The sequence below is a fragment of the Streptomyces sp. 4F14 genome, from assembly GCF_048159485.1.
GTDB lineage: Bacteria > Actinomycetota > Actinomycetes > Streptomycetales > Streptomycetaceae > Streptomyces.
On the sequence record NZ_JBLRVY010000019.1, the window covers coordinates 48,017 to 69,177 of the forward strand.

The 21,161-nt window shown below is 68.8% G+C and carries 17 protein-coding genes; 12 read left to right on the forward strand and 5 right to left on the reverse strand.

Going from position 1 to position 21,161, the window contains the following annotated elements; all coding sequences use genetic code 11:
• The first annotated feature begins 207 nt into the window (after positions 1-207).
• The gene (locus ACLZOT_RS29480; RefSeq protein ID WP_416972153.1) at positions 208-1,398 is read left to right on the forward strand and encodes a M24 family metallopeptidase; all 1,191 of its coding nucleotides are present in this window, start codon (positions 208-210) and stop codon (positions 1,396-1,398) included.
• 296 nt (positions 1,399-1,694) lie between these two features.
• Positions 1,695-2,276: a nuclear transport factor 2 family protein gene (locus tag ACLZOT_RS29485; protein ID WP_416972154.1), complete on the forward strand. Its 582-nt coding sequence runs from the start codon at positions 1,695-1,697 to the stop codon at positions 2,274-2,276.
• A 233-nt stretch (positions 2,277-2,509) separates the two neighbouring features.
• On the opposite strand, the gene ACLZOT_RS29490 is transcribed toward ACLZOT_RS29485, so the two are convergent.
• Positions 2,510-3,463 carry a LysR family transcriptional regulator gene (locus ACLZOT_RS29490; protein WP_416972155.1) on the reverse strand — a complete coding sequence of 318 codons (954 nt, stop codon included), beginning with the start codon at positions 3,461-3,463 and terminating at the stop codon, positions 2,510-2,512.
• Between the two features lie 231 nt (positions 3,464-3,694).
• Between ACLZOT_RS29490 and ACLZOT_RS29495 the strand changes: the two genes are divergently transcribed.
• From ACLZOT_RS29495 to ACLZOT_RS29510, 4 genes are read left to right on the forward strand one after another with little or no spacing between them, the layout of a single operon-like run.
• The gene (locus ACLZOT_RS29495) at positions 3,695-4,237 is read left to right on the forward strand and encodes a (2Fe-2S)-binding protein (RefSeq protein WP_416972156.1); all 543 of its coding nucleotides are present in this window, start codon (positions 3,695-3,697) and stop codon (positions 4,235-4,237) included.
• Positions 4,234-5,226, forward strand: a complete 993-nt coding sequence (locus tag ACLZOT_RS29500) for an FAD binding domain-containing protein (RefSeq protein WP_416972157.1) — start codon at positions 4,234-4,236, stop codon at positions 5,224-5,226. Before ACLZOT_RS29495 ends, ACLZOT_RS29500 begins: the two co-directional genes overlap by 4 nt.
• Positions 5,223-7,364, forward strand: a complete 2,142-nt coding sequence (locus ACLZOT_RS29505; RefSeq protein WP_416972158.1) for a xanthine dehydrogenase family protein molybdopterin-binding subunit — start codon at positions 5,223-5,225, stop codon at positions 7,362-7,364. Before ACLZOT_RS29500 ends, ACLZOT_RS29505 begins: the two co-directional genes overlap by 4 nt.
• Positions 7,357-8,475, forward strand: coding sequence for an XdhC family protein (locus tag ACLZOT_RS29510; RefSeq protein ID WP_416972159.1), 1,119 nt, complete (start codon positions 7,357-7,359; stop codon positions 8,473-8,475). Before ACLZOT_RS29505 ends, ACLZOT_RS29510 begins: the two co-directional genes overlap by 8 nt.
• A 514-nt stretch (positions 8,476-8,989) precedes the next feature.
• On the opposite strand, the gene ACLZOT_RS29515 is transcribed toward ACLZOT_RS29510, so the two are convergent.
• The 4 genes from ACLZOT_RS29515 to ACLZOT_RS29530 all read right to left on the reverse strand — a co-directional run bounded on the left by ACLZOT_RS29515 (position 8,990) and on the right by ACLZOT_RS29530 (position 14,348).
• Entirely contained in the window at positions 8,990-10,024 is a 1,035-nt protein-coding gene (locus tag ACLZOT_RS29515; protein ID WP_416972160.1) for a 2Fe-2S iron-sulfur cluster-binding protein, read from the reverse strand.
• Positions 10,021-11,289, reverse strand: coding sequence for an aromatic ring-hydroxylating oxygenase subunit alpha (locus tag ACLZOT_RS29520; RefSeq protein WP_416972161.1), 1,269 nt, complete (start codon positions 11,287-11,289; stop codon positions 10,021-10,023). The genes ACLZOT_RS29515 and ACLZOT_RS29520 overlap by 4 nt, the downstream gene beginning before the upstream one ends.
• Positions 11,290-11,332: 43 nt before the next feature.
• Entirely contained in the window at positions 11,333-13,387 is a 2,055-nt protein-coding gene (locus ACLZOT_RS29525; RefSeq protein WP_416972162.1) for an FAD-dependent oxidoreductase, read from the reverse strand.
• 151 nt (positions 13,388-13,538) lie between these two features.
• Positions 13,539-14,348 (reverse strand): IclR family transcriptional regulator, encoded by an 810-nt coding sequence (locus ACLZOT_RS29530; RefSeq protein WP_416972163.1) that lies wholly within the window; start codon positions 14,346-14,348, stop codon positions 13,539-13,541.
• A 238-nt stretch (positions 14,349-14,586) separates the two neighbouring features.
• On the opposite strand from ACLZOT_RS29530, the gene ACLZOT_RS29535 reads away from it, so the two are divergent.
• The 6 genes from ACLZOT_RS29535 (at position 14,587) to ACLZOT_RS29560 (ending at position 21,103) form a co-directional block, all read left to right on the forward strand.
• Positions 14,587-15,741 (forward strand): quaternary amine ABC transporter ATP-binding protein, encoded by a 1,155-nt coding sequence (locus ACLZOT_RS29535; RefSeq protein ID WP_416972164.1) that lies wholly within the window; start codon positions 14,587-14,589, stop codon positions 15,739-15,741.
• A complete protein-coding gene (locus tag ACLZOT_RS29540; RefSeq protein WP_416972165.1) occupies positions 15,734-16,669 on the forward strand; it encodes an ABC transporter permease in 936 nt (311 codons plus the stop codon). Before ACLZOT_RS29535 ends, ACLZOT_RS29540 begins: the two co-directional genes overlap by 8 nt.
• 27 nt (positions 16,670-16,696) lie before the next feature.
• Entirely contained in the window at positions 16,697-17,611 is a 915-nt protein-coding gene (locus tag ACLZOT_RS29545) for a glycine betaine ABC transporter substrate-binding protein (RefSeq protein ID WP_416972166.1), read from the forward strand.
• 59 nt (positions 17,612-17,670) lie between these two features.
• On the forward strand, positions 17,671-18,756 hold the full coding sequence (locus ACLZOT_RS29550; RefSeq protein WP_416972167.1) for an S-(hydroxymethyl)mycothiol dehydrogenase: 1,086 nt from the start codon (positions 17,671-17,673) through the stop codon (positions 18,754-18,756).
• Entirely contained in the window at positions 18,753-19,385 is a 633-nt protein-coding gene (locus tag ACLZOT_RS29555) for an MBL fold metallo-hydrolase (RefSeq protein WP_416972168.1), read from the forward strand. The genes ACLZOT_RS29550 and ACLZOT_RS29555 overlap by 4 nt, the downstream gene beginning before the upstream one ends.
• A gap of 329 nt (positions 19,386-19,714) precedes the next feature.
• A complete protein-coding gene (locus ACLZOT_RS29560) occupies positions 19,715-21,103 on the forward strand; it encodes an NAD(P)/FAD-dependent oxidoreductase (protein ID WP_416972169.1) in 1,389 nt (462 codons plus the stop codon).
• Positions 21,104-21,161 lie beyond the last annotated feature (58 nt).

Consider the following 21,161-nt stretch of genomic DNA (forward strand, 5'->3'; position numbering starts at 1 on the left):
AGAACCCGCCGATTCTCTGAGGGATCCCCATTGCTATCGCTACACCCGGATTCCGGTCAATCAGAGCGACGGCGGTCGACGCCGTGACGGTTGGTTTCGTTTTTCCCTGATTCGGCCACACCCGGACCACCTCGTTATTGGATTCGCGGCTATCGGCGGCACATACGTTTTCGGAACGAATACCACGCACGAGACCAGGAGTTCCTCATGAGACAGCCAACGGGACGCAGCCTCGACCCGACGCCGACCGCCGAACTGCGACGCCGCTGGGCCGCGGTTCGGCGCATCGGCGCCGAGCGATCCGTAGACGCGCTCGTCGTGCAGAACTCACAGGACTACCTGGGAGGATACGTTCGCTGGCTCACCGGAACGCCGGCCTACCACGGCTATCCGAGGACCGTGCTCCTCTTCCCCGATGAGCGCATGGTGGTGGTCGAGCAGGGGGAACGCGATGTCGTGCGCACACCTTCCTCGCATGAAACCGCCTACCGCGGGGTCGACCGCGTCCTGACCACGTCCAGTTTCGTCTCCGCTCGCTACACCGCAGGCTACGACGCCGGCCTGGCCGCCGACGAGCTTGCCGCCCGTGGCGCCAGGCGCGTCGGCTGGATCAGCCCGACCAGCGCCTACCACGGATTCGGTCAGGCTCTGCGCGAGTTCCTCCCCAACGTCGAGTTCGTGGACGTCACCGAGGAGATCGACAGCGTCAAGGCGATCAAAAGCCCGGCAGAACAAGACCTCATCCGCCAGACCACCGCGCTGCAGGACCAAGTGATCGCCGAGATCACCCAGTTCCTCAAGCCCGGCCTGCGGGACTTCGAGATCACCGCCTACGCCCGCTATGCCGCCCAGCGCCTGGGCAGCGATCAGGACATTCTGCTCGCCTCGTCGAGTGCGCCCGGGGAGCCCGCAGCGTTCCGCTGGCCCCACGATCAGGGCCGTACCCTCGAGCACGGCGACGTGTTCACACTGCTCGTCGAGACCAACGGACGCGGCGGTATGTGGACCGAGCTCTCCCGCACCTTCGTCATCGGCCGGGCCCCGGGCGAACTGCGGAAGGCGTTCCAACTCGCCCGCTCCGCCCAGGACGCGATAGTGGACACGCTGGTCCCAGGACTACCAGCCGCTGAGATCGAACACGCGCACAACGACCGGATGACGCTCGACGGGTTGCCGCCCGAGCATCGACTGCTCGCCCACGGACAGGGCCTCGACGTCGTCGAGCGGCCGCTGGTGCGCGCGGACGAGCCGTTCTCTGTGAGCGAAGGGCACAACCTGGCCGTGCACCCGGGGTTCGTGGTGAACGGCGCCTTCGGGTTCATCTGCGACAACTACCTCGTCGGTGCGGACGGTCCGGAGCGGCTGCACCGCACCGCACGTGACCTGATCGAGGTGTGAGCGGATGGATCGGCGATCTGAGTGACACGGTCGTCGGCGAACGCGCACCCGGAACAGACCGGGACGCGCGAACCGCGGTATCCCGAGCCGATGCTTGCTAACGCTAAATTCAGGTACTGACCGGCATCGCCGAATAACCCGGGGAGGCATGATTCCATTCGGCCAGCACCGGACGGGTCAGTACACGAGGCCGGCCGTGCTCGACGACGAAGACGTCCTGCTCGCCGCAGGATTAGGAAAGATTAGAACTCGTTGAAATACGAATGGAGCACGGAGTGTCATCAAATGAAGAAGAAGTGACGCAGCTCGTGTTGCGTATGCAGCACTACCGGGACCGGGGGCGGTTCGACGAGGCTGCGGAGTGCTTCACTGCGGACTCCGAGTTGGACCTCAGTTGGTTCACCGGCAATGGTGCCGAGTGGTGCGCGGCCTCCAAACGGATGAGTTCTGCGGATGGGTGGGGCGGGCAGGGCCTGTACCACCGGCTGTGGCCACCGATGGTCCGGGTTGGGGGGGATCGGGCGCTGGCCGAGGTTCTGGTGGCGATCGAGTCCCGTATCAGCATCGGTGGGGTGGAGGCGGATCTGATTTCGTATGCCCGGTCCCAGTTCCGGGTGCAGCGGAAAGCCGGGCAGTGGCTTATCGCGCGGTTCGTTTCGATCTACGAGCGGGACACGCTGGCCGCGACCATACCCGGAACCCGGCTGGAGATCGACCCGGCGGAGTTCGCCGGCCACCGGCCCTCGCACCGTTTCCTTGCCTGGTATCTGAGTAAGCGCGGCATCCAGTTGCGGCCGGACGTGCTGGGCTTCGACCAGCCCGAGGCCGTGGCACGTGTATTCGAATCCGACGAGGCATGGCTATCCGCTTCCAAGTAGCCCGGCCGACCACCGCCACGTCCACATGAACGTACACGCCTGGGGTGGTCTCCGGGTCATGAGCGGGAACGTGGAAGTGCCCTCCGGAAAAGGGTGATGAGGCTTGTCGAGGGTCTCTGTCAGCCCAGCCTGAGGGCACTTCCACGTACGGGTGTGAGGTGTGCCGGCTGCGCGGGAGTGGCTGACTACTGAACTTGAACTCGTGAATGCCGGTCGGCTGGTGTGGATACCACTCACAGCGCCACCGCGAGTATTTGTTCCCGCAGCCACCGGTGACCGGGGTCGGCGTCGCGTCGGCTGTGCCAGTACGCGCATTCGCGTAGTGGGGGCAGCGAGAACCCGGGTTCCACCAGGGTGATGTCGGCCGCGGCGGCGAGCCGCGTGGCGAGCCGCTCCGGGATGAGTGTGATCAGGTCGGTGCCAGCGAGGAGGAAGGGCATCGTGACGAGGCTGACCGCGGTGGCCTCCAGACGGCAGGTGATCCCGGCCCTGTGCAGGTCTTCGTCCACGATGCTGAAGCCGGTCGGCGGTCTGAACGCCAGATAGGGGTACTCGGCGAGTGCCCCGGGCGGAAGTGGCCGTCCTGCCAACGGATGTTTCGACCACACGGCACCCACGTACCTGTCCCTGACGACCGGAGCGTAGGAGCAGCTGTCGAGAGGCCAGGTCTCGGCCAGGACGTCGGGCATGATGACGAGGTCCACCTCGTCACGTTCGATCATGCGCAGACCATTGGCCGACGGCGCACCCAGCTCCAGTCGCAGGTTCAGAGCCAGACCGTTCACCCGCTCCAGCAGAGGGCGGATCAGCACGACACCCGTGTAGTCACTCGCGACGAGGCTGAAGGCCCTCTGATCGTGCGCGGGATCGAAGCTCGGGGGCGCGACGATGCGCTGTTCGATCGTCGCCAGCACGTCCCGCACCGGCTCGATGAGCGCCTCGGCACGGGCGGTCAGCTGCAGATTACGACCCCGCTTGACGAGCAGCGGGTCGTCGAGGGTCTTCCGCAACCGCGCCAGGGCCGTGCTCGTCGCGGGTTGAGAGAGGTGCAACCGCTCGGCGGCGCGGGTGACGTTCTGGTCCCTCAGCAACGCGTCCAGGACGACCAGCAGATTGAGATCGAGCTGTCGCAGCTTCATCCAGTCACCCATCTCGTGCACCGTTGCCACCACGATCCTACGGATCATTCATGAACCGAATACCAGCGAGCAGCACTGTGCATTTCCGGCGGGGCGGCACGCCTGGCTAGCATCGTCGAAGATCACGAAGTGGCATGACGCCATCCGTCCGGCCTGCCTGGACAGCCGGCGACGACCGCGATCCGCTACCCGCACACATCCTCCCGGGTCACCAACTCGCGTCGCCACGCAGAGCGCCACCACCTCCCCTTCCACCTCCTTCTGCGAAGGACGGCTTCCATGCCCCTGCCAACGACCAGCGCCATCACCTTGACCATCAACGGCGAGAAACACATGCTGTCCGTCGACCACCGCACCACCCTGCTCGATGCCCTGCGTGAGCGCCTCGATCTGACCGGCACCAAGAAGGGCTGTGATCAGGGGCAGTGCGGTGCCTGCACCGTCCTGATCGACGGGCGGCGGGCCGTGGCCTGTCTTCAGCTCGCGGTAGCGGCCGAGGGGCGGGAGGTCACCACCATCGAGGGAGTGGCGGAAGACGGCGCACTACATCCCGTGCAGCAGGCGTTCCTCGATCTTGACGGCTACCAGTGCGGCTACTGCACACCGGGCCAGATCTGTTCGGCCATCGCGGTCATCGAGGAACATGCGGCGGGCTGGCCCAGTGCCGTCACCGACGACGTACGGCCAGAAGCGGGGCGGCCCCAACTGACGGCCGAAGAGATCCGGGAGCGGATGAGTGGCAACCTGTGCCGCTGCGCCGCGTACGTGTCGATCGTTCAGGCCGTCGCCCGTGCGGCCGGCGTCGAGGAGGCGGCGGCATGAGGGAGTTCGGCTACCAGCGGGCCTGCGACGTCTCCGGCGCGGTCGCGCTGCTCGACGCCGATCCGGACGCCCGCTTCCTCGGCGGCGGCACCAACCTCGTCGACCTGATGAAGACCGGCGTCGAACGGCCGGGCCGGCTCGTCGACGTCCGTGACCTGCCCCTGGACCACATCGAGGCGACCCAGGACGGCGGCCTGCGCATCGGCGCCACCGTCACCAACAGCGACCTCGCCGCCCACCCCGACGTCCGCCGCCGCTACCCTGCGCTGACCCAGGCGGTACTGGCCGGAGCCTCCGGACAGCTGCGCAACATGGCCACCGTCGGCGGAAACCTTCTCCAGCGCACCCGCTGCAGCTACTTCACCGACGTGACCAGGCCCTGTAACAAGCGGACCCCCGGCAGCGGCTGCCCGGCCATCGAGGGCGAGCACCACAACCACGCCATCCTGGGCGCCTCCGAGCACTGCGTGGCCACCCACCCCTCCGACATGGGCGTGGCCCTGGCCGCCTTCGACGCCGTTGTGTCGTACGAAACCGCCGACGGGACGGGCACACTGCCGTTCGCCGACCTCTATCTGCCCGTGCGCGACACCCCGCACCGCGAGACCGCGCTCCCGCCGGGTGCCCTGATCACCGGCGTCACCCTGCCACCGGCACCTGTCGCCGCCCACTCCCGCTACCGCAAGGTCCGCGAGCGTGCCTCCTACGCCTTCGCCATCGGCTCGATCGCCGCCGCGCTGGACATCGCCGACGGCGTCGTACGGGATGTGCGCCTGGCCTTCGGAGCGGTCGCGTCCCGGCCGTGGCGGGCCCGGGAGGCCGAACGCCTGTTGATCGGAGCGCCCGCCGACGCCCAGACCTTCGCCACTGCGGCGGGCGCCGAACTGGCCGCCGCGAAGCCGCTGCCTCACAACGCCTACAAGGTGCCACTGATGCACAACCTGGTGGTGGCCGTGCTGACCGAACTCGCCGAGGAGGCCGCCCGATGACCACCACCGCAGCACCTGGCGAGAAGGCCGTCGGAACCGCACACACCCGCATCGAGGGACGCGACAAGGTCACCGGGGCGGCCCGCTACGCGGGCGAGGTCCCCTTCGCCGACCTCGCCCACGGCTGGCTCGTGCTGTCCCCCATCGCTCACGGCCGCGTCCGCTCGGTCCAGAGCGCTCCCGTCCTCGGCATGCCGGGCGTGCTCGCGGTCCTGCACCACGGCAACGCCATGGCGGTCGACGCCGACTTCGTCGTCCCCGGGCTGGGCTTCAAACCGGACCCGACGATCGCCCTCTTCCAGACCGACCGGGTGCCGTACATGGGCTGGCCGGTCGCTCTGGTCGTGGCCGAGACGTCCGAGCAGGCCAGGGAGGCCGCCGAGGCACTCGTGGTCCACTACGAGCAGGAGTCGCACGACATCGCGTTCTCCGCAGACCGCCCGGACGCGTACCCGGCTCACAGCGTGACCGGGCCAGGGGTGACGGAGAAGGGGGACATGGAGTCCGAACTCGCCGCCTCCGCCGTCGTCGTGGACGCCGAGTACACCACCCCGCAGGAACACCACAACCCGATGGAGCCCCATGCGGCGACAGCCCGCTGGGACGACGGTCGGCTTGAGGTCATCGACTCCAACCAGAGCAGCACCCTCGTCGCAGGCCTGCTCGCGAGCCTGTTCTCACTCGACGCGGCCTCGGTGCGGGTACGGACCGAGAACGTCGGCGGCGCCTTCGGCAGCAAGGCCTTTCTGGGTGTTCACCACGTGGCCGCCGTGATGGCCGCGACGCTCCTGCGGCGCACCGTACGGGTGGTGCTGACCCGGCGCCAGATGTTCTCGCTCACCGGTTACCGCAGCCGCACCAGCCAGCGGATCAGGCTCGGTGCGGACGCCGACGGCAGGCTGCGCGCTCTGGACCACCGCGCCCTGAGCATGACCTCCACGCTGTTCCAGTACGTCGAGCCGGCCACCATCGTCTCGCGGGTGATGTACGACGCCGACGCCCACCGCACGGCCAACGAGGTGGTCCGGCTCGACGTGCCGACCCCGTCGTTCCTGCGCGCACCCGGTGAGGCACCGGGCTCGTTCGCCCTGGAGACGGCTCTCGACGAACTCGCCGAGAAGCTCGGGATCGACCCGATCGAGCTGCGCATACGCAACGATCCCGAACGGGGACCGGTGTCCGGGCATCCGTTCAGCAGCCGCAACGTGGTCGCCTGTCTCCGGGAAGGCGCCCGCAAGTTCGGCTGGGCGGACCGCGACCCACGGCCCGGCGTACGCCGTGACGGTCGCTGGCTGCTCGGCACCGGCGTCGCGGCGGGCGCTTACCACGTGGCAGCCGCACCGTCCACGTGCACGGTGACGGCACAGGCCGACGGCCACTTCACCGTGCGCATCGCCGCCTCCGATCTCGGCACCGGGGCACGGACCGCACTCACTCAGATCGCCGCGGACGCGCTGCGGGTGGCGCCGGAGCAGGTCCGGGTCCATATCGGGGACAGCGACTTCGGACCGGCCTCGATCAGCGCCAGCTCGATGGGCACCCGCTCCTGGGCATGGGCCATCCGGACCGCCGCCGGGGAGTTGCTGGAGCAGCTCCACCCCGGCACCGTCATCCCGCCGGAGGGCATCACCGTACGGTCCGACACCACCGCGGCCGTCATCGCCCTCGCGCAGCAGGAGCCGAAGGAACGGCACGCCTTCGTGGCGCAGTTCACCGAGGTCGCCGTGGACCCCGCCACCGGCGAGGTGCGGGTGCGGCGCATGCTCGGCGTCTTCGCGGCTGGCCAGATCGTCAATCCGCTCACCGCACGAGGTCAGTTCATCGGCGCGATGACCTGGGGCCTGTCCATGGCCCTGCACGAGGAAGCCGTGCAGGACCAGGCCACCGGCGGCCTGGTCGGCGCCGACCTGGCGGGCTATCACTTCGCCGCGAACGCCGACGTACCCGCCATCGAGGCGTGTTGGGTGGACGACCCGGACCCCGACGACCCGGTCGGGATCAAGGGCATCGGTGAGATCGGGAACGTGGGTTCCGCAGCGGCCATCGCCAACGCAGTCTGGCACGCGACCGGCGTCCGCCAGCGCCACCTGCCCATCCGGCCCGACCGGGTGCTGAACGCCGGGGTGCCGGGTGCTTGACATCGCCGGGGACCTGAGCCGATGGATCGATGAGGGACGGGAGTTCGCGGTGGCCACCGTCGTGGGCGTGAGCGGCAGCGCCCCGCGGGCCCCCGGCGCCGCGCTCGCCGTCGACAGCGACGGTGAGGCCGTGGGGTCGGTTTCCGGCGGCTGTGTGGAAGGTGCCGTCTACGATCTGTGCCGCCAGGCGATGAAGGACGGTGAGCCGCTCGTCGAGCGGTTCGGCTACAGCGACGAGGACGCGTTCACGGTCGGACTGACATGCGGCGGGATCATCGACATCCTGGTGACGCCGGTCAGCGCCGACCGGTCGGTGCCCATGGCCGCTCTCTCGGCCGTCGTCCGAGGTGAGCCGGCGGCCCTCGCGCGGGTGGCCCGGGGCCCGTCCGGACTCCTCGGCAGCGCCTTGCTGGTCCGCCCCGACGGCTCGTGGGAGGGAGGTCTCGGCGGGCCCGCGGAGCTGGACCGTACGGCGGCGGGTGAGGCCAGGGCCCTGTTGGAGGCCGGCCGCACCGGCACGGTCGAGTTCTCCGAGGACGGCTCGCGCTGTCCCGGCGGCCTCACCCTGCTCGTGGAGTCGAACGTGCCACCGCCCCGCATGATCATCTTCGGGGCGATCGACTTCGCCGCGGCACTCGTGCGCGTGGGCAAGTTGATCGGCTACCACGTGACCGTGTGCGACGCTCGACCCGTCTTTGCCACGCGGGCCCGTTTCCCCGAGGCCGACGAGATCGTCGTCGACTGGCCGCACCGCTACCTGCGGAGCACCGAGACCGACGGGCGTACGGTCCTGTGCGTGCTCACCCACGACGCCAAGTTCGACGTACCCCTGCTGACGGAGGCCCTGCGCCTGCCGGTCGCGTACACCGGCGCGATGGGCTCCCGCCGCACCCACGCGGACCGCGACCGCCACCTGCGCGAGGCTGGCCTGACCGACCGGGATCTGTCCCGCCTCAGATCTCCGATCGGCCTCGACCTGGGGGCCCGAACCTCCGAGGAGACCGCGCTCTCCATCGCAGCGGAGATCATCGCAACCCGCCGCGGAGGCACGGGCGCGTCCCTGACGGGGTCGGGAACGCCGATCCACCGCGATGGGGGGACTATTAGCTAGCGGAGGCATCGCCGCCGCGGCGGTGCCGTCGGGTTTTCCGCTCCCGCGGCTCGGGCTCCCCCGAGGCCGGTCCTGCTCGCCGAGGGTGTTGGCCAGCGTGCCGAGTGGTCGACCTTGAGATCGACGCGGTCGCCGGGCGCGAGCCTCTTGTCGATCTCCAATGTGGACCGTCCGTTCCAGGTCCGGTGCCCAGCAGCGCGCCGGGGCGGAGCTGTCCGCCCTGCGAGGCCCAGGCGACGATGCGTCGCGCCGGATCGGATGCAGCCGGATGAGCGGGCGGCCGTAGCGGATGGCGTTGGTGACGAGTTCGCTGCCCAGCAGTTGCGCCGTGAACTGCAGCTCCTCCATCGCCAGCCGACGGGTTGACCCGTGGCGAGGTCGCGTGCATCGGCCACGGCGGCCGTGTCGCAGGCCAGATCCCAGGATGCGATCTGGCCTGCGTCCAGGCCGTGGTCTCCACCGCCGCGCTGTTGGGGTTGACGGTGATGACCGGGATGGCGCAGGCGACCCGGAACTATGCGTCGATCACGAGATCTTCCGTCGGTTTCGAGCAGCAGAGCAGGATCTTGTTCTGGGCGATCTCGCGTGGTCGGATACCTCCGTTGTGCCGCATGTCGACGGAGCCGGAGATCAGGGTCGTCTTGCAGGTGCCGCACATGCCCTGGGCGCAGGAGGCCGGCAGGCTCAGCCCGGCTCGGGAGGCGGCGGCGAGGAGTGCGGTGTCGGCGTCGCATGAGATCGTGCGGCCGCTGCGAGTGAACTCGACCTTGAAGCCGTCGCCTGTTGCGGCTGCGGGGAAGGCGTCGGCCGGTGCAGTTGCTGCCTCGAAGGTGAAGCTCTCCTGGTGGTAGTGGTCCATGTCGAGGCCTGCGCCCGAGAGCATGCTCCGCACGGCGGCCATGTAGGGGGCGGGTCCGCAGGTGAAGACCTCCCGTTCGAGGAAGTCGGGGGAGATCTGCCGCAGCGTCTCGATGCTCAGGCGGCCGCGGTATCCGCCCCAGGGGTCGTACGGGCGGTCCTCCTCGCAGATGTGGACCACCCGGATGTTCGGCGCGGTCGCGGCGATGAGGTCGAGTTCGTGGCGGAAGACGATGTCGCGCGGCGTGCGGGCGCTGTGCACGAACACCACGTCGGCCGGGTCGGCCAGGTCGTACAGCGTCCTGGTCATCGACATCGACGGCGTCACGCCGACGCCTCCGGAGAGGAAGAGGTACTTGGGCGCCGGATGGCGGGCTGTTGAGAAGTCGCCGAGCGGGCCGTGCGCGCGCACGGTGTCGCCGGGTTTGAGGTGGTCGTGCAGCCAGTTGGAGACCAGCCCGCCCGGTACGCGCTTGACCGTGATCGAGAGCAGGAAGGGGCGGGTGGGCGGGGAGGAAATGGTGTAGCAGCGCTGCACCGGACTGCCGTCGATGTCCAGGGACAGCGTGACGAACTGGCCCGGGTCGTGCCGGAAGAGGCGGGGTTCGGCGTACTCGAAGACGAAGGTGGTGACATCGTGGGTGAGCGGGTGGACCTGGCGGCACACCAGCAGTTCTTCGGTCTCGGTCATCGCTGCGGCTCCGGGTGGGACAGATGGGCGTTGAGCCGGGCGATGTACCAGTTGACGAAGGCCTCGACCTGCTCCTCCGTCGGGCTGTAGGGGCCGGGCAGATAGGCCGGGCTGCTGATGCCCTGATGGGCTCGGGCGACGAACACGGCGTCCTGGTCGTTGGTGGCCTTCCACACCTTTGTCAGCGTGTCGAGGTCGTAGTCGATGCCTTCGACGGCGTCGGCGTGTACGAGCCAGGTGGTGCGTACGAGGGTGCGGTCCGCGGAGATCGGGATCACGGAGAAGGTGATCGCGTGGTCGGCCATGAAGTGGAACCAGGCGTTGGGCTGCGTGTGGAAGGACAGCCGTCCCAGACGGGCGGTAGGGAAGTCTGCCAGCAGGCGTTTGCAGGCGGCGGTGCCGTCGGGGGTGTAGGACTCCCCGGCACCGTCGAGGGGTTCGCGCTGGACGCGGAAACCGGTGGGGCGGTTGTCGAGTTCCTCGATCGCGGCGTAGGGCAGGCCGAGCGACTCGTAGGTCTGGCGGGCGTCGGCGTCTGCTTGCAGGAAGCGGTCGTAGGTCGGGCGCAGCACCGGGGGAATGTCCTGCTCCTGGTAGCCGTAGGTGGGGAAGTAGCAGGCCTGGAGCTCGGGGTGGCCGCCGCAGTGGTAGCACTCCCGGTTGTTCTCCATGGTCAGCTTCCAGTTGCCGTGCTCGACCAGGTCGATCTGCGCGGCGACCTTCGCCTTGGCCAGGTTGTGCGGGGCGAGGTATGGCTCTACGCGGGTGATGATCTCGTCGAAGTCGGCCGGCGGCTCCTCGGCCAGACAGATGTAGACCAGCCCGGCCACCGTGCGCACGTGCACGGACCGCAGCCCGAAGCAGGACGGGTCGAACCCCGGTGCCTGGGACTCGGCGTGCAGCAGTTTGCCGTCGACGCCGTAGGTCCACCGGTGGTACCCGCAGACGATGTTGCCGACCGAGCCGTGTTCCTCGTTGAGGATGCGGGCGCCGCGGTGTCGGCAGACGTTGTGGAAGGCACGTACGTCCTCGTCGTCGTCGCGGACGAGGATGACCGAGTACGGCCCGAGCGCGACCGTCACGTAGTCACCGGGCTCGGGGAGCTCGGCCTCGGCCGCGACGAACAGCCAGTGCTGGGTGAAGACGGCCTTGATGTCGAGGTCGAAGAACTCCTCACTGATGTAGAACGGGGCTTCCAGGCTCTGGCCGACGGGACGCCGGACGACGAGGTCGGCGACCTTGTCGGCTGTCGTCGCTGAGTTCATCTCATCTCTCCGATATTGCTTGCGAGTTGACGTGGCACGGTGCTCAGACCGGCAGGCACAGCCGCAGCGCGTCGTAGATCGCGGCGTGGATGTTGCGGGAGGCGACGGCGTCGCCGATGCGGAACAGCTGGTAGCGGCCCGACTCGTTGCGGATCACCGTCTGCTCCTCGTGCGCGAGCAGGGCGCGGAGGTCGACCTCGCCGAGGTTGATCGAGCCGGGAAGAAGCTCGAAGTACAGCTCGTCGTTCGGCAGTGTTCCGTGCTCCACGATCACGTGGTCCACGGTCCGTTCGGTCTCGGCCTCGGTGTACTCGCTGTAGAGGGTCGCGACGAGCCGCCGGTCCCCGGTGCGGCGCACAGAGCGCAGCCGCTGGGCGAGCGTGGTGGTGACGCCGTGCGCCGTGAACGCCCTTATATATGCGGGAGAGTTCATGCCGCCGACGTCGGGAGCGAGCGAGCGCTCCGGAGTGACGTACTCGATCAGGACATCGGGCGACGCGGTGAGGACCTCCGTGGCGTCCATGGCCGGGTAACCGCCGTGATCGTCGTAGACCAGGATCTCCCCGCGCGGCCTGCGCAGCGAGCCCGTCATCACGTCCCAGGTGTCGGCGACCAGGCCCTCGCCCTCGGTGAGGAAGCGGCGGTTGGGCGTGCCTCCGGTCGCGATGATCACCAGGTCGGGGTGTTCGGCGAGGATGTCGTCCGCCTCGGCGTACGTGCCGAGACGCAGGTCGACTCCGAGGTGCTTGCACTCGGCGACGCGCCAGTCGACGATCTGGATCAGATCGCCCCGGCGCGGATTGGAGGCAGCGAGCCTGATCTGACCGCCGGGCTGGTCGCTCGCCTCGAACAGGACGACGTCATGGCCGCGTTCGCCCAGCACGCGAGCCGCCTCCAGGCCGGCCGGGCCGCCCCCGACGACAACTGCCGTCCTGCTGAGGTCTGTTGTGCGGGAGATGAGATGCGGCACGTGGAGTTCGCGGCCGGCGGCCGGGTTGTGGATGCACTTGGTGTCACCGGAGTCGTAGATCGCGTCCAGGCAGTAGCTGGCCCCGACGCACGGCCGGATACGGTCCTCCTGGCCTGCCGTCACCTTGGCGACCAGGTGCGGATCGGCGATCTGCGCGCGGGTCATGCCGACCAGGTCCACCAGTCCCTCGCGCAGGGCGTGGCGGGCCGTGGCGATGTCGGCGATACGGGCCGCGTGCATCACGGGGATGGAGAGACGTTTTTTCACCTCGCCGGTGAAGTCGAGAAACGGGCCGAGCGGGGTGCCTATGGAGGGGATGGCCTTCGCGATGGTGGCGTCGCTCTCAATGGAGCCGCAGATGGTGCTGATGAAGTCGATGCCGTCAGCGGTGAACTGCTCTGCGGCCGTCAGCCCCTCCTCGAAGGGGAGGCCGCCCGGCTTCTTCTCGTCCAGGGTCATCCGGATGCCGACGACGAAGTCCGGGCCGACAGCCTCCCGCACGGCGCGGATCACCCGGCTCGGGAACGCCATCCGGTTGACCAGGCTGCCGCCCCACTCGTCGTCGCGCTGGTTGGTCGTGGGAGACAGGAAGCCGTCCAGGAAGTGGCCGTACGCCTGGAGTTCGATGCCGTCGAGGCCGCCATCGCGGCAGCGGACCGCGGCGGCGGCGTAGTCGGCGGCGATCCGGTCCAGGTCCCAGCCTTCCGCCTGCTTCGGGAAGGAGCGGTGCGCGGGCTCCCGTAGCGGTGAGGCGGACACCAAGGGGAGCCAGTCGCCGGTGAAGTTGCTGGTACGGCGGCCCAGATGGGTGACCTGACACATGACCGCGGCCCCGGCGCCGTGCACGTCGTCGGCGAGGCGGCGCAGCCAGGGCACGATGTCGTCGCTGTATAGGAGCAGGTTGCCGAAGGCGGGCGGGCTGTCGGGGGAGACCACCGCGGAGCCGCCGATCATCGTCAGGCCGACCCCGCCGCGCGCCTTCTCGAGGTGGTAGGCCCGGTAGCGGTCCTTGGGCATGCCGTCCTCGCCGAATGCCGGTTCGTGGGAGGTGCTGACCACGCGGTTGCGCAGGGTGAGGTGCCTCAGCTGGAAGGGCTGGAGCAGGGGATCCATGGTGGCTGAGGACATAGCCGCTCCTCGGGTCACGTACGTTTGTCGCGCAATGCGAAACGCACTCGCTATACGAGACAAATGGTGAGCCCCCAAAACCCGACCCGTCAAGAGCCTCGTCGTCGCCCCCTCCAGAGCGCCGTGCGGCCGCGCCGGCTCTGTGCCGTGCTCAGCCGCGCTTGACGTACCCCCGGCGCCAGGAGATCTTCGCGGCGGCCCGCATCAGCTGTTCCGCGAGGCCGGGGACGGTCTCCTCGTTGATCCGGAAGGTCGGCCCGGACAGGGTCACGGCCGCGATGATCCGCCCGTTCAGGTCGCGGATCGGCGCCGCCAAGGCGGCCAGTCCGATCTCGTGCTCCTCGCTGGTCGTGGCGTAACCCTGCTCGCGGATCGTCTCGAACTCCGCCGCGAGGCGCACCGGATCGATGATGGTGTGCGGGGTGTACTTCATCGGCCGCTTGGCGAAGATCTCCTCGATTTCGCCCGGGGTCATGTGCGCCATGAACAGCTTGCCCGCCGAGGTGGCGTGGATCGGCGTGCGCTTGCCGACCCAGTCGATGCTCATGATCGACGCACCGATCGCCTGGTCGATGCTGATCACATCGTCCCCGTCGCGGATCGCGACGTTCACGGTGTCACCCACGGCCGCCGCCAGTTCCTGGCAGATGGCGTGGCTCAGTGCGGAGAGGTCGTTCACCTTGCCTGCCCCGGCCGCGAGTTCGACCATCGTGTACCCGATGCGGTATCGCCCGCGCTCACTGTCCTGCTCGACCATGCCCCGCGACTCCAGGGTCGCCAGCAGCCGGAACACGGTCGACTTGTGGATGGCCAGCGCCTCGGCGATCTCGGTCACGCCACTGGGGCCCTGCTTGGCCAATACCTGCAGGATCGACACCGCTCGGTCCACGGACTGCACCGAGTGATCACGAGGGCGACTTCCGTTGCTGGTCATGGCGGAAGAGTAGCCGAGCGCCCGCATGTCGCCCCGGGCCCCCGGCCGCCCGGCATTGACCCCTGTTACGGACGGACATCGGCGTGCTCGCCTGGGTGGCCGTCCGACGCAAATTCGCTGATCCCTCCTTGCAAGGGCCTTGACGGGCAGCCCGGAGCGGGGACATCGTTCGTACCGCAATGCACATCTGTTTCGCAAAGCGAGACAGCAGCCTCAAAGGCTGCTCATCCTTCCGCCCCGCGCGGACCCCCGGAGGTGGGGCACGGTGATTGAGGCATCCCGGCTGAAAAAGGTCTACGGCTCGACATCTGAGGCGGTGCGCGCGGTCGACGGCGTGAGCTTCGACGTGGCACCCGGTGAACTCTTCGTCATCATGGGTTTGTCCGGTTCAGGCAAGTCCACCTTGCTTCGCATGCTCAACCGGCTCGTGGAGCCGAGCGGCGGCGAACTGCGCATCGACGGCCGCGATGTGCTGAAGATGGGCGACGCGGACCTCCGGGCACTGCGCAACCGGAAGATCAACATGATCTTCCAGCACTTCGCGCTGTTCCCGCACCGCACGGTACGGGAGAACGCCGCCTACGGCATGCGGGTACGCGGAGTTGCCGAGGCCGAGCGGTTGGAGCGCGCCGACTGGGCGCTCGAGACGGTCGGCCTCGGCGACCGGGGCGACGCCTACCCCGACCAGCTGTCCGGCGGTCAGCGGCAGCGGGTGGGTCTGGCGCGCGCGCTGGCCACGGACGCAGAGATTCTGCTCATGGACGAGCCGTTCAGCGCGCTCGACCCGTTGATCCGCCGTGACATGCAGGATCTGCTTCTGAATCTGCAGCGGGAGCTGCAGCGCACGATCATCTTTGTCACGCACGACCTGAACGAGGCGATGCGCCTGGGCGACCGGATCATGGTGATGCGGGATGGACAGGTGGTGCAGCTGGGCACCGCGACCGACATCCTGCACAAGCCCTCGAGTGACTACGTGCGCGAGTTCGTATCCGACGTCGACCGCTCGCGTGTGCTGACCGCGAGCTCCATCATGCGCGAGCCGCTGATGACGGCCGGCATCACCGACGATCCCCGGGACGTGCTGCGCCGGCTGTCGGACATCGAGGCGGGCGGCGTCTTCGTGCTGGACGGCGGGCGTATTGCCGGGGTGGCCCACGACGAGTCGTTGGCCCAGGCGGTCGGGGAGGGGCGTACCTCCCTGCGGGAATGCCTGACCGACGGCTACGAGCAGACCGGTCCCGACACCCTGCTGGTGGACCTCTGCCGGCTGGTCGGACGGCATGTCGTGCCGCTGGCCGTGACCGACGACGACGGAAAGCTGCGCGGTGTGGTCCCCCGCGCCACCCTCCTCACGGCCCTGTCGGATGCCCGCACCACGGACCCGGACAACTCCCGGAAGGCGGCAGCCCATGTCTAGCCCCCTGTTCACCGTCGATCTCGGCAAACCGGTCAGCTCGGCCGTCGACTGGCTCACCCTCCACCTGGGCGGCCTGTTCGATGCGATCTCCTCGGTGATGAAGGCGCTGGTCAACGCGGTGCTCTTCGTGCTGACGGCACCGCATCCGCTGGTCATCATCGTGGTGTTCACGGTGCTGGCGTTCTTCGCCCGCAAATGGGCCTTCGCCGCGTTCACCCTCGTCGCCTTCCTGCTGATCCAGGCGATGGGCCTGTGGACGGAGGCGATGCAGTCGCTGGCGGTGGTCGTCGTCGCCTCGGTGCTGGCCGTGGCGATCGGGGTGCCGATCGGAGTGTGGGCCGCGCGCGGCCGGGTGGCCAGTGCCATCGTGCGGCCGGTGCTGGACTTCATGCAGACCCTGCCGGTCTTCGTGTACCTCATCCCGGCCGTCTTCTTCTTCGGCATCGGCCTCGTCCCCGGCGTGGTGGCGACCACCGTGTTCGCTGTCCCACCGGCTGTACGTCTCACCGAACTGGGCATCCGGCAGGTCGACAAGGAGGTCGTCGAGGCCGCGCACGCCTTCGGCGCCAAACCCCGCCAGATCCTGCGCGAGGTCCAGCTCCCCCTCGCCCTCCCCTCGATCATGGCCGGCGTCAACCAGGTGATCATGCTGGCGCTGTCCATGGTGGTCATCGCGGGCATGGTCGGCGCGGCCGGCCTCGGCACCGTCGTCGTCCGCGGTATCAGCCAGCTCGATGTCGGTGTCGGCTTCCAGGGCGGACTAGCGGTCGTCTTCCTCGCGATCTTCCTCGACCGCACCACCAGCGCCCTGGCCACCCCGAAGCGCCGCGTCCGCCGCAAGAGCCGGACCCGGCCCTCTCCGACCGCCGAAACCGCGGACGAGACCTCCGTCACCGCCCCCGAACCCGCCGTCCCCGCTTCGGCGTGAAGACCGCTTGAGAACAGGAAACCGCTCATGAACCGAACCACACGCCGCCGCTCGCTCCTTGTCGGCTGTATCGGCACGGTGCTCACCCTCGTCACCACCGCGTGCAGCGGACAGACCGCGACCGTGGACTCCGGCTCGGGCGGAGGTGGCGGCAAGAAGACGGTGAGGATCGCTGCCGTCGCCGGCTGGGACGAGGACACCGCCGCCACCTACCTCTGGAAGCAGATCCTGGAGGACAAGGGCTACAAGGTCGACATCCAGGAACTGGAGATCGCCAGCACCTACACCGCCGTCGCCAACAAGCAGCTCGACCTCTACCTCGACGCCTGGCTGCCCGCCACCCACCAGACGTACTGGGAGAAGCTCGGCCCCAAGATGGAGAAGATCGGAACCTGGTACTCACCGGCCGACCTGAACCTGACCGTCCCCACCTACGTCAAGGACGTCAACTCGATCGCCGACCTCAAGACGCACGCCTCCGAGTTCGGCGGCCAGATCGTCGGCATCGAGGCCGGCTCCGGCCTGATGCGGCTCACCCGCACCAGCGTCATGCCCAAGTACGGCCTGGGCGGCGACTACCAGCTCACCGAGAGCAGCACCTCCGCCATGCTCTCCGCACTGCAGACCGCGATCGCGAAGAAGAAGCCGATCCTGGTCACCCTGTGGCGACCGCACTGGGCGTTCACCAAACTGCCGCTGAAGGTCCTCAAGGACCCCAAGCTCGCCTACGGCAAGCCCGACAGCGCCCAGGTCGTCGCCTCCAAGGGCTTCGCCGGCGACCACCCCGAACTGGCCGGCTGGCTGAAGAACTTCAAGCTCACCTCGGAGCAGCTCGGCAGCCTCGAACTGCTGATCCAGAAGAAGGGGCAGGGGCACGAGCAGGAAGCCGCCAAGGAATGGATGGGCCAGAACAAGGCCGTCGTCGACTCCTGGCTGAAGTGAGCCGCATCCGGCGACCGTGAGCCCACACCCGCGTAAGGCGATCGAGGAGAGAGCAGGACATGGCACAGGAAGTACGCGGCGTCGTCGCGCCGGGCAAGGACGAGCCGGTACGGATCGAGACGATCGTCATCCCCGACCCTGGCCCGGGCGAGGCGGTGGTCAAGGTACAGGCCTGCGGGGTGTGCCACACCGACCTGCACTACAAGCAGGGCGGCATCAGCGCCGACTTCCCCTTCCTCCTGGGCCATGAGGCCGCGGGTGTGGTGGAGTCCGTCGGCGACGGTGTGACCGAGGTCGTCCCCGGCGACTTCGTGATCCTCAACTGGCGTGCGGTGTGCGGTCAGTGCCGGGCATGTGTGCGCGGTCGCCCCTGGTACTGCTTCGAAACCCACAACGCCACGCAGAAGATGACCCTGCTGGACGGCACCGAGCTGTCCCCGGCCCTCGGCATCGGAGCCTTCGCGGAGAAGACCCTGGTGGCGGCCGGACAGTGCACGAAGGTCGACCCGGCGGTCGCCCCGCAGGTGGCCGGTCTGCTCGGCTGCGGAGTGATGGCCGGCATCGGCGCCGCCATCAACACCGGCAACGTGGGCCGGGGCGACACCGTCGCGGTCATCGGCTGCGGCGGCGTCGGCGACGCCGCGATCGCCGGGGCCCGGCTGGCGGGCGCGGCGAAGATCATCGCCGTCGACATCGACGACCGGAAACTGGAGACAGCACGCAGAATGGGTGCCACCCACACGGTCAACTCCCGCGAAACCGAGGTCGTCGGCGCCATCAACGACCTGACCGGCGGCTTCGGCACCGACGTGGTCATCGAGGCGGTCGGCCGCCCCGAGACGTACCGGCAGGCGTTCTACGCCCGCGACCTCGCCGGCACGGTCGTGCTGGTCGGCGTGCCCACCCCGGACATGCGGCTCGAACTCCCGCTCCTGGACGTCTTCGGGCGCGGCGGCGCGCTCAAGTCCTCCTGGTACGGCGACTGCCTACCGTCCCGGGACTTCCCGATGCTGATCGACCTGCATCTGCAGGGACGTCTGGACCTGGAGTCCTTCGTCACCGAGACGATCTCCCTGGACGAGGTCGAGAAGGCGTTCGCCAGGATGCACGACGGCGACGTCCTGCGCTCCGTGGTGCTGCTGTGACCACCGCGCGCATCGACCACCTCGTCACCTCGGGCACTTTCTCGCTCGACGGCGGCACCTGGGACGTCGACAACAACGTCTGGATCGTCGGCGACGACACCGAGGCGATCGTCATCGACGCCGCCCACGACGCCGAGGCCATCGCGCGGGCGCTGGGCAACCGGGTGCTGCAGGCCATCGTGTGCACCCACGCCCACGACGACCACGTGAACGCGGCCCCGGAGCTCGCCGACCGCACCGGCGCACCGATCCTGCTCCACCCCGATGACCACCCACTGTGGAAGCAGACCCACCCCGACCGCGCCCCCGACGGCCCTCTCGCCCACGGGCAGCGAATCACCGTGGCCGGCACGGAGTTGATCGTCCACCACACCCCGGGGCACGCCCCCGGCGCGGTCTCCCTCCACGCGCCCGCACTGGGGTCCGTGTTCACGGGAGACACCCTCTTCCAGGGCGGCCCCGGCGCCACCGGCCGCTCGTTCTCCGACTTCCCCACCATCATCCGCTCGATCCGCGACGAACTGCTCACCCTCCCCGCGGAGACGACCGTCCACACCGGACACGGCGCCACCACCACCATCGGCACCGAGGCCCCGCACCTCCAGGAGTGGATCGACCGGGCGCACTGAGGCCATGCCGTCTGCTTCCCGGCGGCGTTGTCGACCAGTTGCCTCGGCTCCCGAAACCAGAGCAGCGACAGGGCGTTCGGCACCGACGACAACACAGCAACCCCGACCTGGGCCCAACTCGCCCTCAAGGGTAGTTCGGGGATCCCTCCCGGAGGCCGTGATGACCACCGAGGCAGGACAGGGCTCGTTCCTCGGCGGCAGGGCCCCGGCCGACGAGTTCTGTGCCGGGTGACGGTGCGGCGGCTTCTTGCAGGAGGCCGGCGGGGCCCTCACTCGAAACATCCGAAATCTTCACCCGTGAATACCCGTGAATCCGCAGGAGGTTACCCATGAGGGATGTAGTGATCGTTGGAGGCGGCATTGCCGGACTGGCCGCCGGCTGGCGCCTGCGGCACTGGGACACGCTCCTGCTCGAGTCCGGGGACCGGGTCGGCGGACGTATCCGGTCGGAGCGTCGCGGACCGTACTGGATGAACTGGGGCGGGCACGTGTATGCCGGCGGGGACTCGGCGACGTCGTGGCTGCTGAGCAGCACCGGTGTCGACTCGGTGGCGGTGCCCGGCTCGCTGGCCGGGCTGTCGATGAACGGCAAGCTGCTGCTCAAGGGCCGGGTGGAGGCCTATCCGTTCCGCATCCCGATGTCGATGGAGTCGCGGGTCGGCATGGTCAGGGCGGGCGCCAGGGTCGGGTTGCGCGTGGCCCGGTATGCGCGGATCGTTCAGCGGCGGCGGGGTGAGGACGCGGCGCAGCATCAGCAGCGGATCTACGACTTCATGAACGACCGTTCCTTCAAGGATTTCATCGGTGACCTGCCCGAGGACGCCGAGGCGCTGTTCAAGCCCACGGTGACCCGCTCTTCCGCCGATATCGACCAGCTCTCGGCGGGTGCGGGCGTCGGCTATTTCAGCCTGGTGTGGGGGATCGGCGGCGGTCTCTCGCAGAGCATCCTCGGCGGCCCGTCCACTCTCACCGAGAGCATCGCTGCCTCCCTGTCGGACCGGGTGCGGTTGAACGCCACGGTCGACGAGATCGCCCACAGGAAGGGCTCGGTCGTCGTCCGTTACCGGCAGGACGGCGTCGAGCAGGAGGTCGAGGCGCGTTACGTGGTCCTGGCCACGCCCGCGACCGTCAGCCATCGCATCGCGGTCGATCTTGAGAGCGACGTCCGCGAGGCCCTGTCGAAGATCGTTTACGGCCCCTACGTGAGCGCGGCGTTCCTCAGCAACGAGACGGGCCGTCAGGTCTGGGACGACGCCTACGGCATCGCGACGCCGAAGCGGTCCTTCAACGTCGCGCTGAACATGTCGAACGTGGTGCACGGATACGAGCGTGAGCGCACGCCCGGCAGCAGCATCATGACCTTCTCGCCCGGCAGCCTGGCACGCGAGTTGCTGGAGCACGACGACGACAAGATCCGCCGTATCTACCTGGACGACCTGGACCAGGTGCTGCCCGGTTTCGCCGACAACGTCGTGGAGGCCGAGGTCCAGCGCTGGCCCACGGGTGCGCCCTACTGCTTCCCGGGCCGAGGCAAGCTCCAGCAGACACTGACGCGCCGCAGCGGCCGGGTGTTCCTGGCCGGTGACTACCTCGGCACCTTCTATACAGAGACCGCGATCCAGACCGGCCTGTCCGCCGCGCAGGAGGTCCGCAGCCTGCTCGCGACCGGACGGCAGACCGCGGCGCGTGAGCGGGCGTCGGCGCAGAAGGCGTCGTAGGTCCGCCGCGTCGTCCGGAGCTCCGAGGGCTCTCTACGGCTAGCTCCCCCACCGCTTG

Bases quoted from the DNA above. Each gene is read 5' to 3' on its own strand.
- ACLZOT_RS29480 (WP_416972153.1), top strand. From the start codon at position 208: ATGAGACAGCCAACGGGACGCAGCCTCGACCCGACGCCGACCGCCGAA.
- ACLZOT_RS29490 (WP_416972155.1), bottom strand. From the start codon at position 3,463: ATGATCCGTAGGATCGTGGTGGCAACGGTGCACGAGATGGGTGACTGG.
- ACLZOT_RS29495 (WP_416972156.1), top strand. From the start codon at position 3,695: ATGCCCCTGCCAACGACCAGCGCCATCACCTTGACCATCAACGGCGAG.
- ACLZOT_RS29500 (WP_416972157.1), top strand. From the start codon at position 4,234: ATGAGGGAGTTCGGCTACCAGCGGGCCTGCGACGTCTCCGGCGCGGTC.
- ACLZOT_RS29505 (WP_416972158.1), top strand. From the start codon at position 5,223: ATGACCACCACCGCAGCACCTGGCGAGAAGGCCGTCGGAACCGCACAC.
- ACLZOT_RS29515 (WP_416972160.1), bottom strand. From the start codon at position 10,024: ATGACCGAGACCGAAGAACTGCTGGTGTGCCGCCAGGTCCACCCGCTC.
- ACLZOT_RS29520 (WP_416972161.1), bottom strand. From the start codon at position 11,289: ATGAACTCAGCGACGACAGCCGACAAGGTCGCCGACCTCGTCGTCCGG.
- ACLZOT_RS29525 (WP_416972162.1), bottom strand. From the start codon at position 13,387: ATGTCCTCAGCCACCATGGATCCCCTGCTCCAGCCCTTCCAGCTGAGG.
- ACLZOT_RS29530 (WP_416972163.1), bottom strand. From the start codon at position 14,348: ATGCGGGCGCTCGGCTACTCTTCCGCCATGACCAGCAACGGAAGTCGC.
- ACLZOT_RS29540 (WP_416972165.1), top strand. From the start codon at position 15,734: ATGTCTAGCCCCCTGTTCACCGTCGATCTCGGCAAACCGGTCAGCTCG.
- ACLZOT_RS29545 (WP_416972166.1), top strand. From the start codon at position 16,697: ATGAACCGAACCACACGCCGCCGCTCGCTCCTTGTCGGCTGTATCGGC.
- ACLZOT_RS29550 (WP_416972167.1), top strand. From the start codon at position 17,671: ATGGCACAGGAAGTACGCGGCGTCGTCGCGCCGGGCAAGGACGAGCCG.
- ACLZOT_RS29560 (WP_416972169.1), top strand. From the start codon at position 19,715: ATGAGGGATGTAGTGATCGTTGGAGGCGGCATTGCCGGACTGGCCGCC.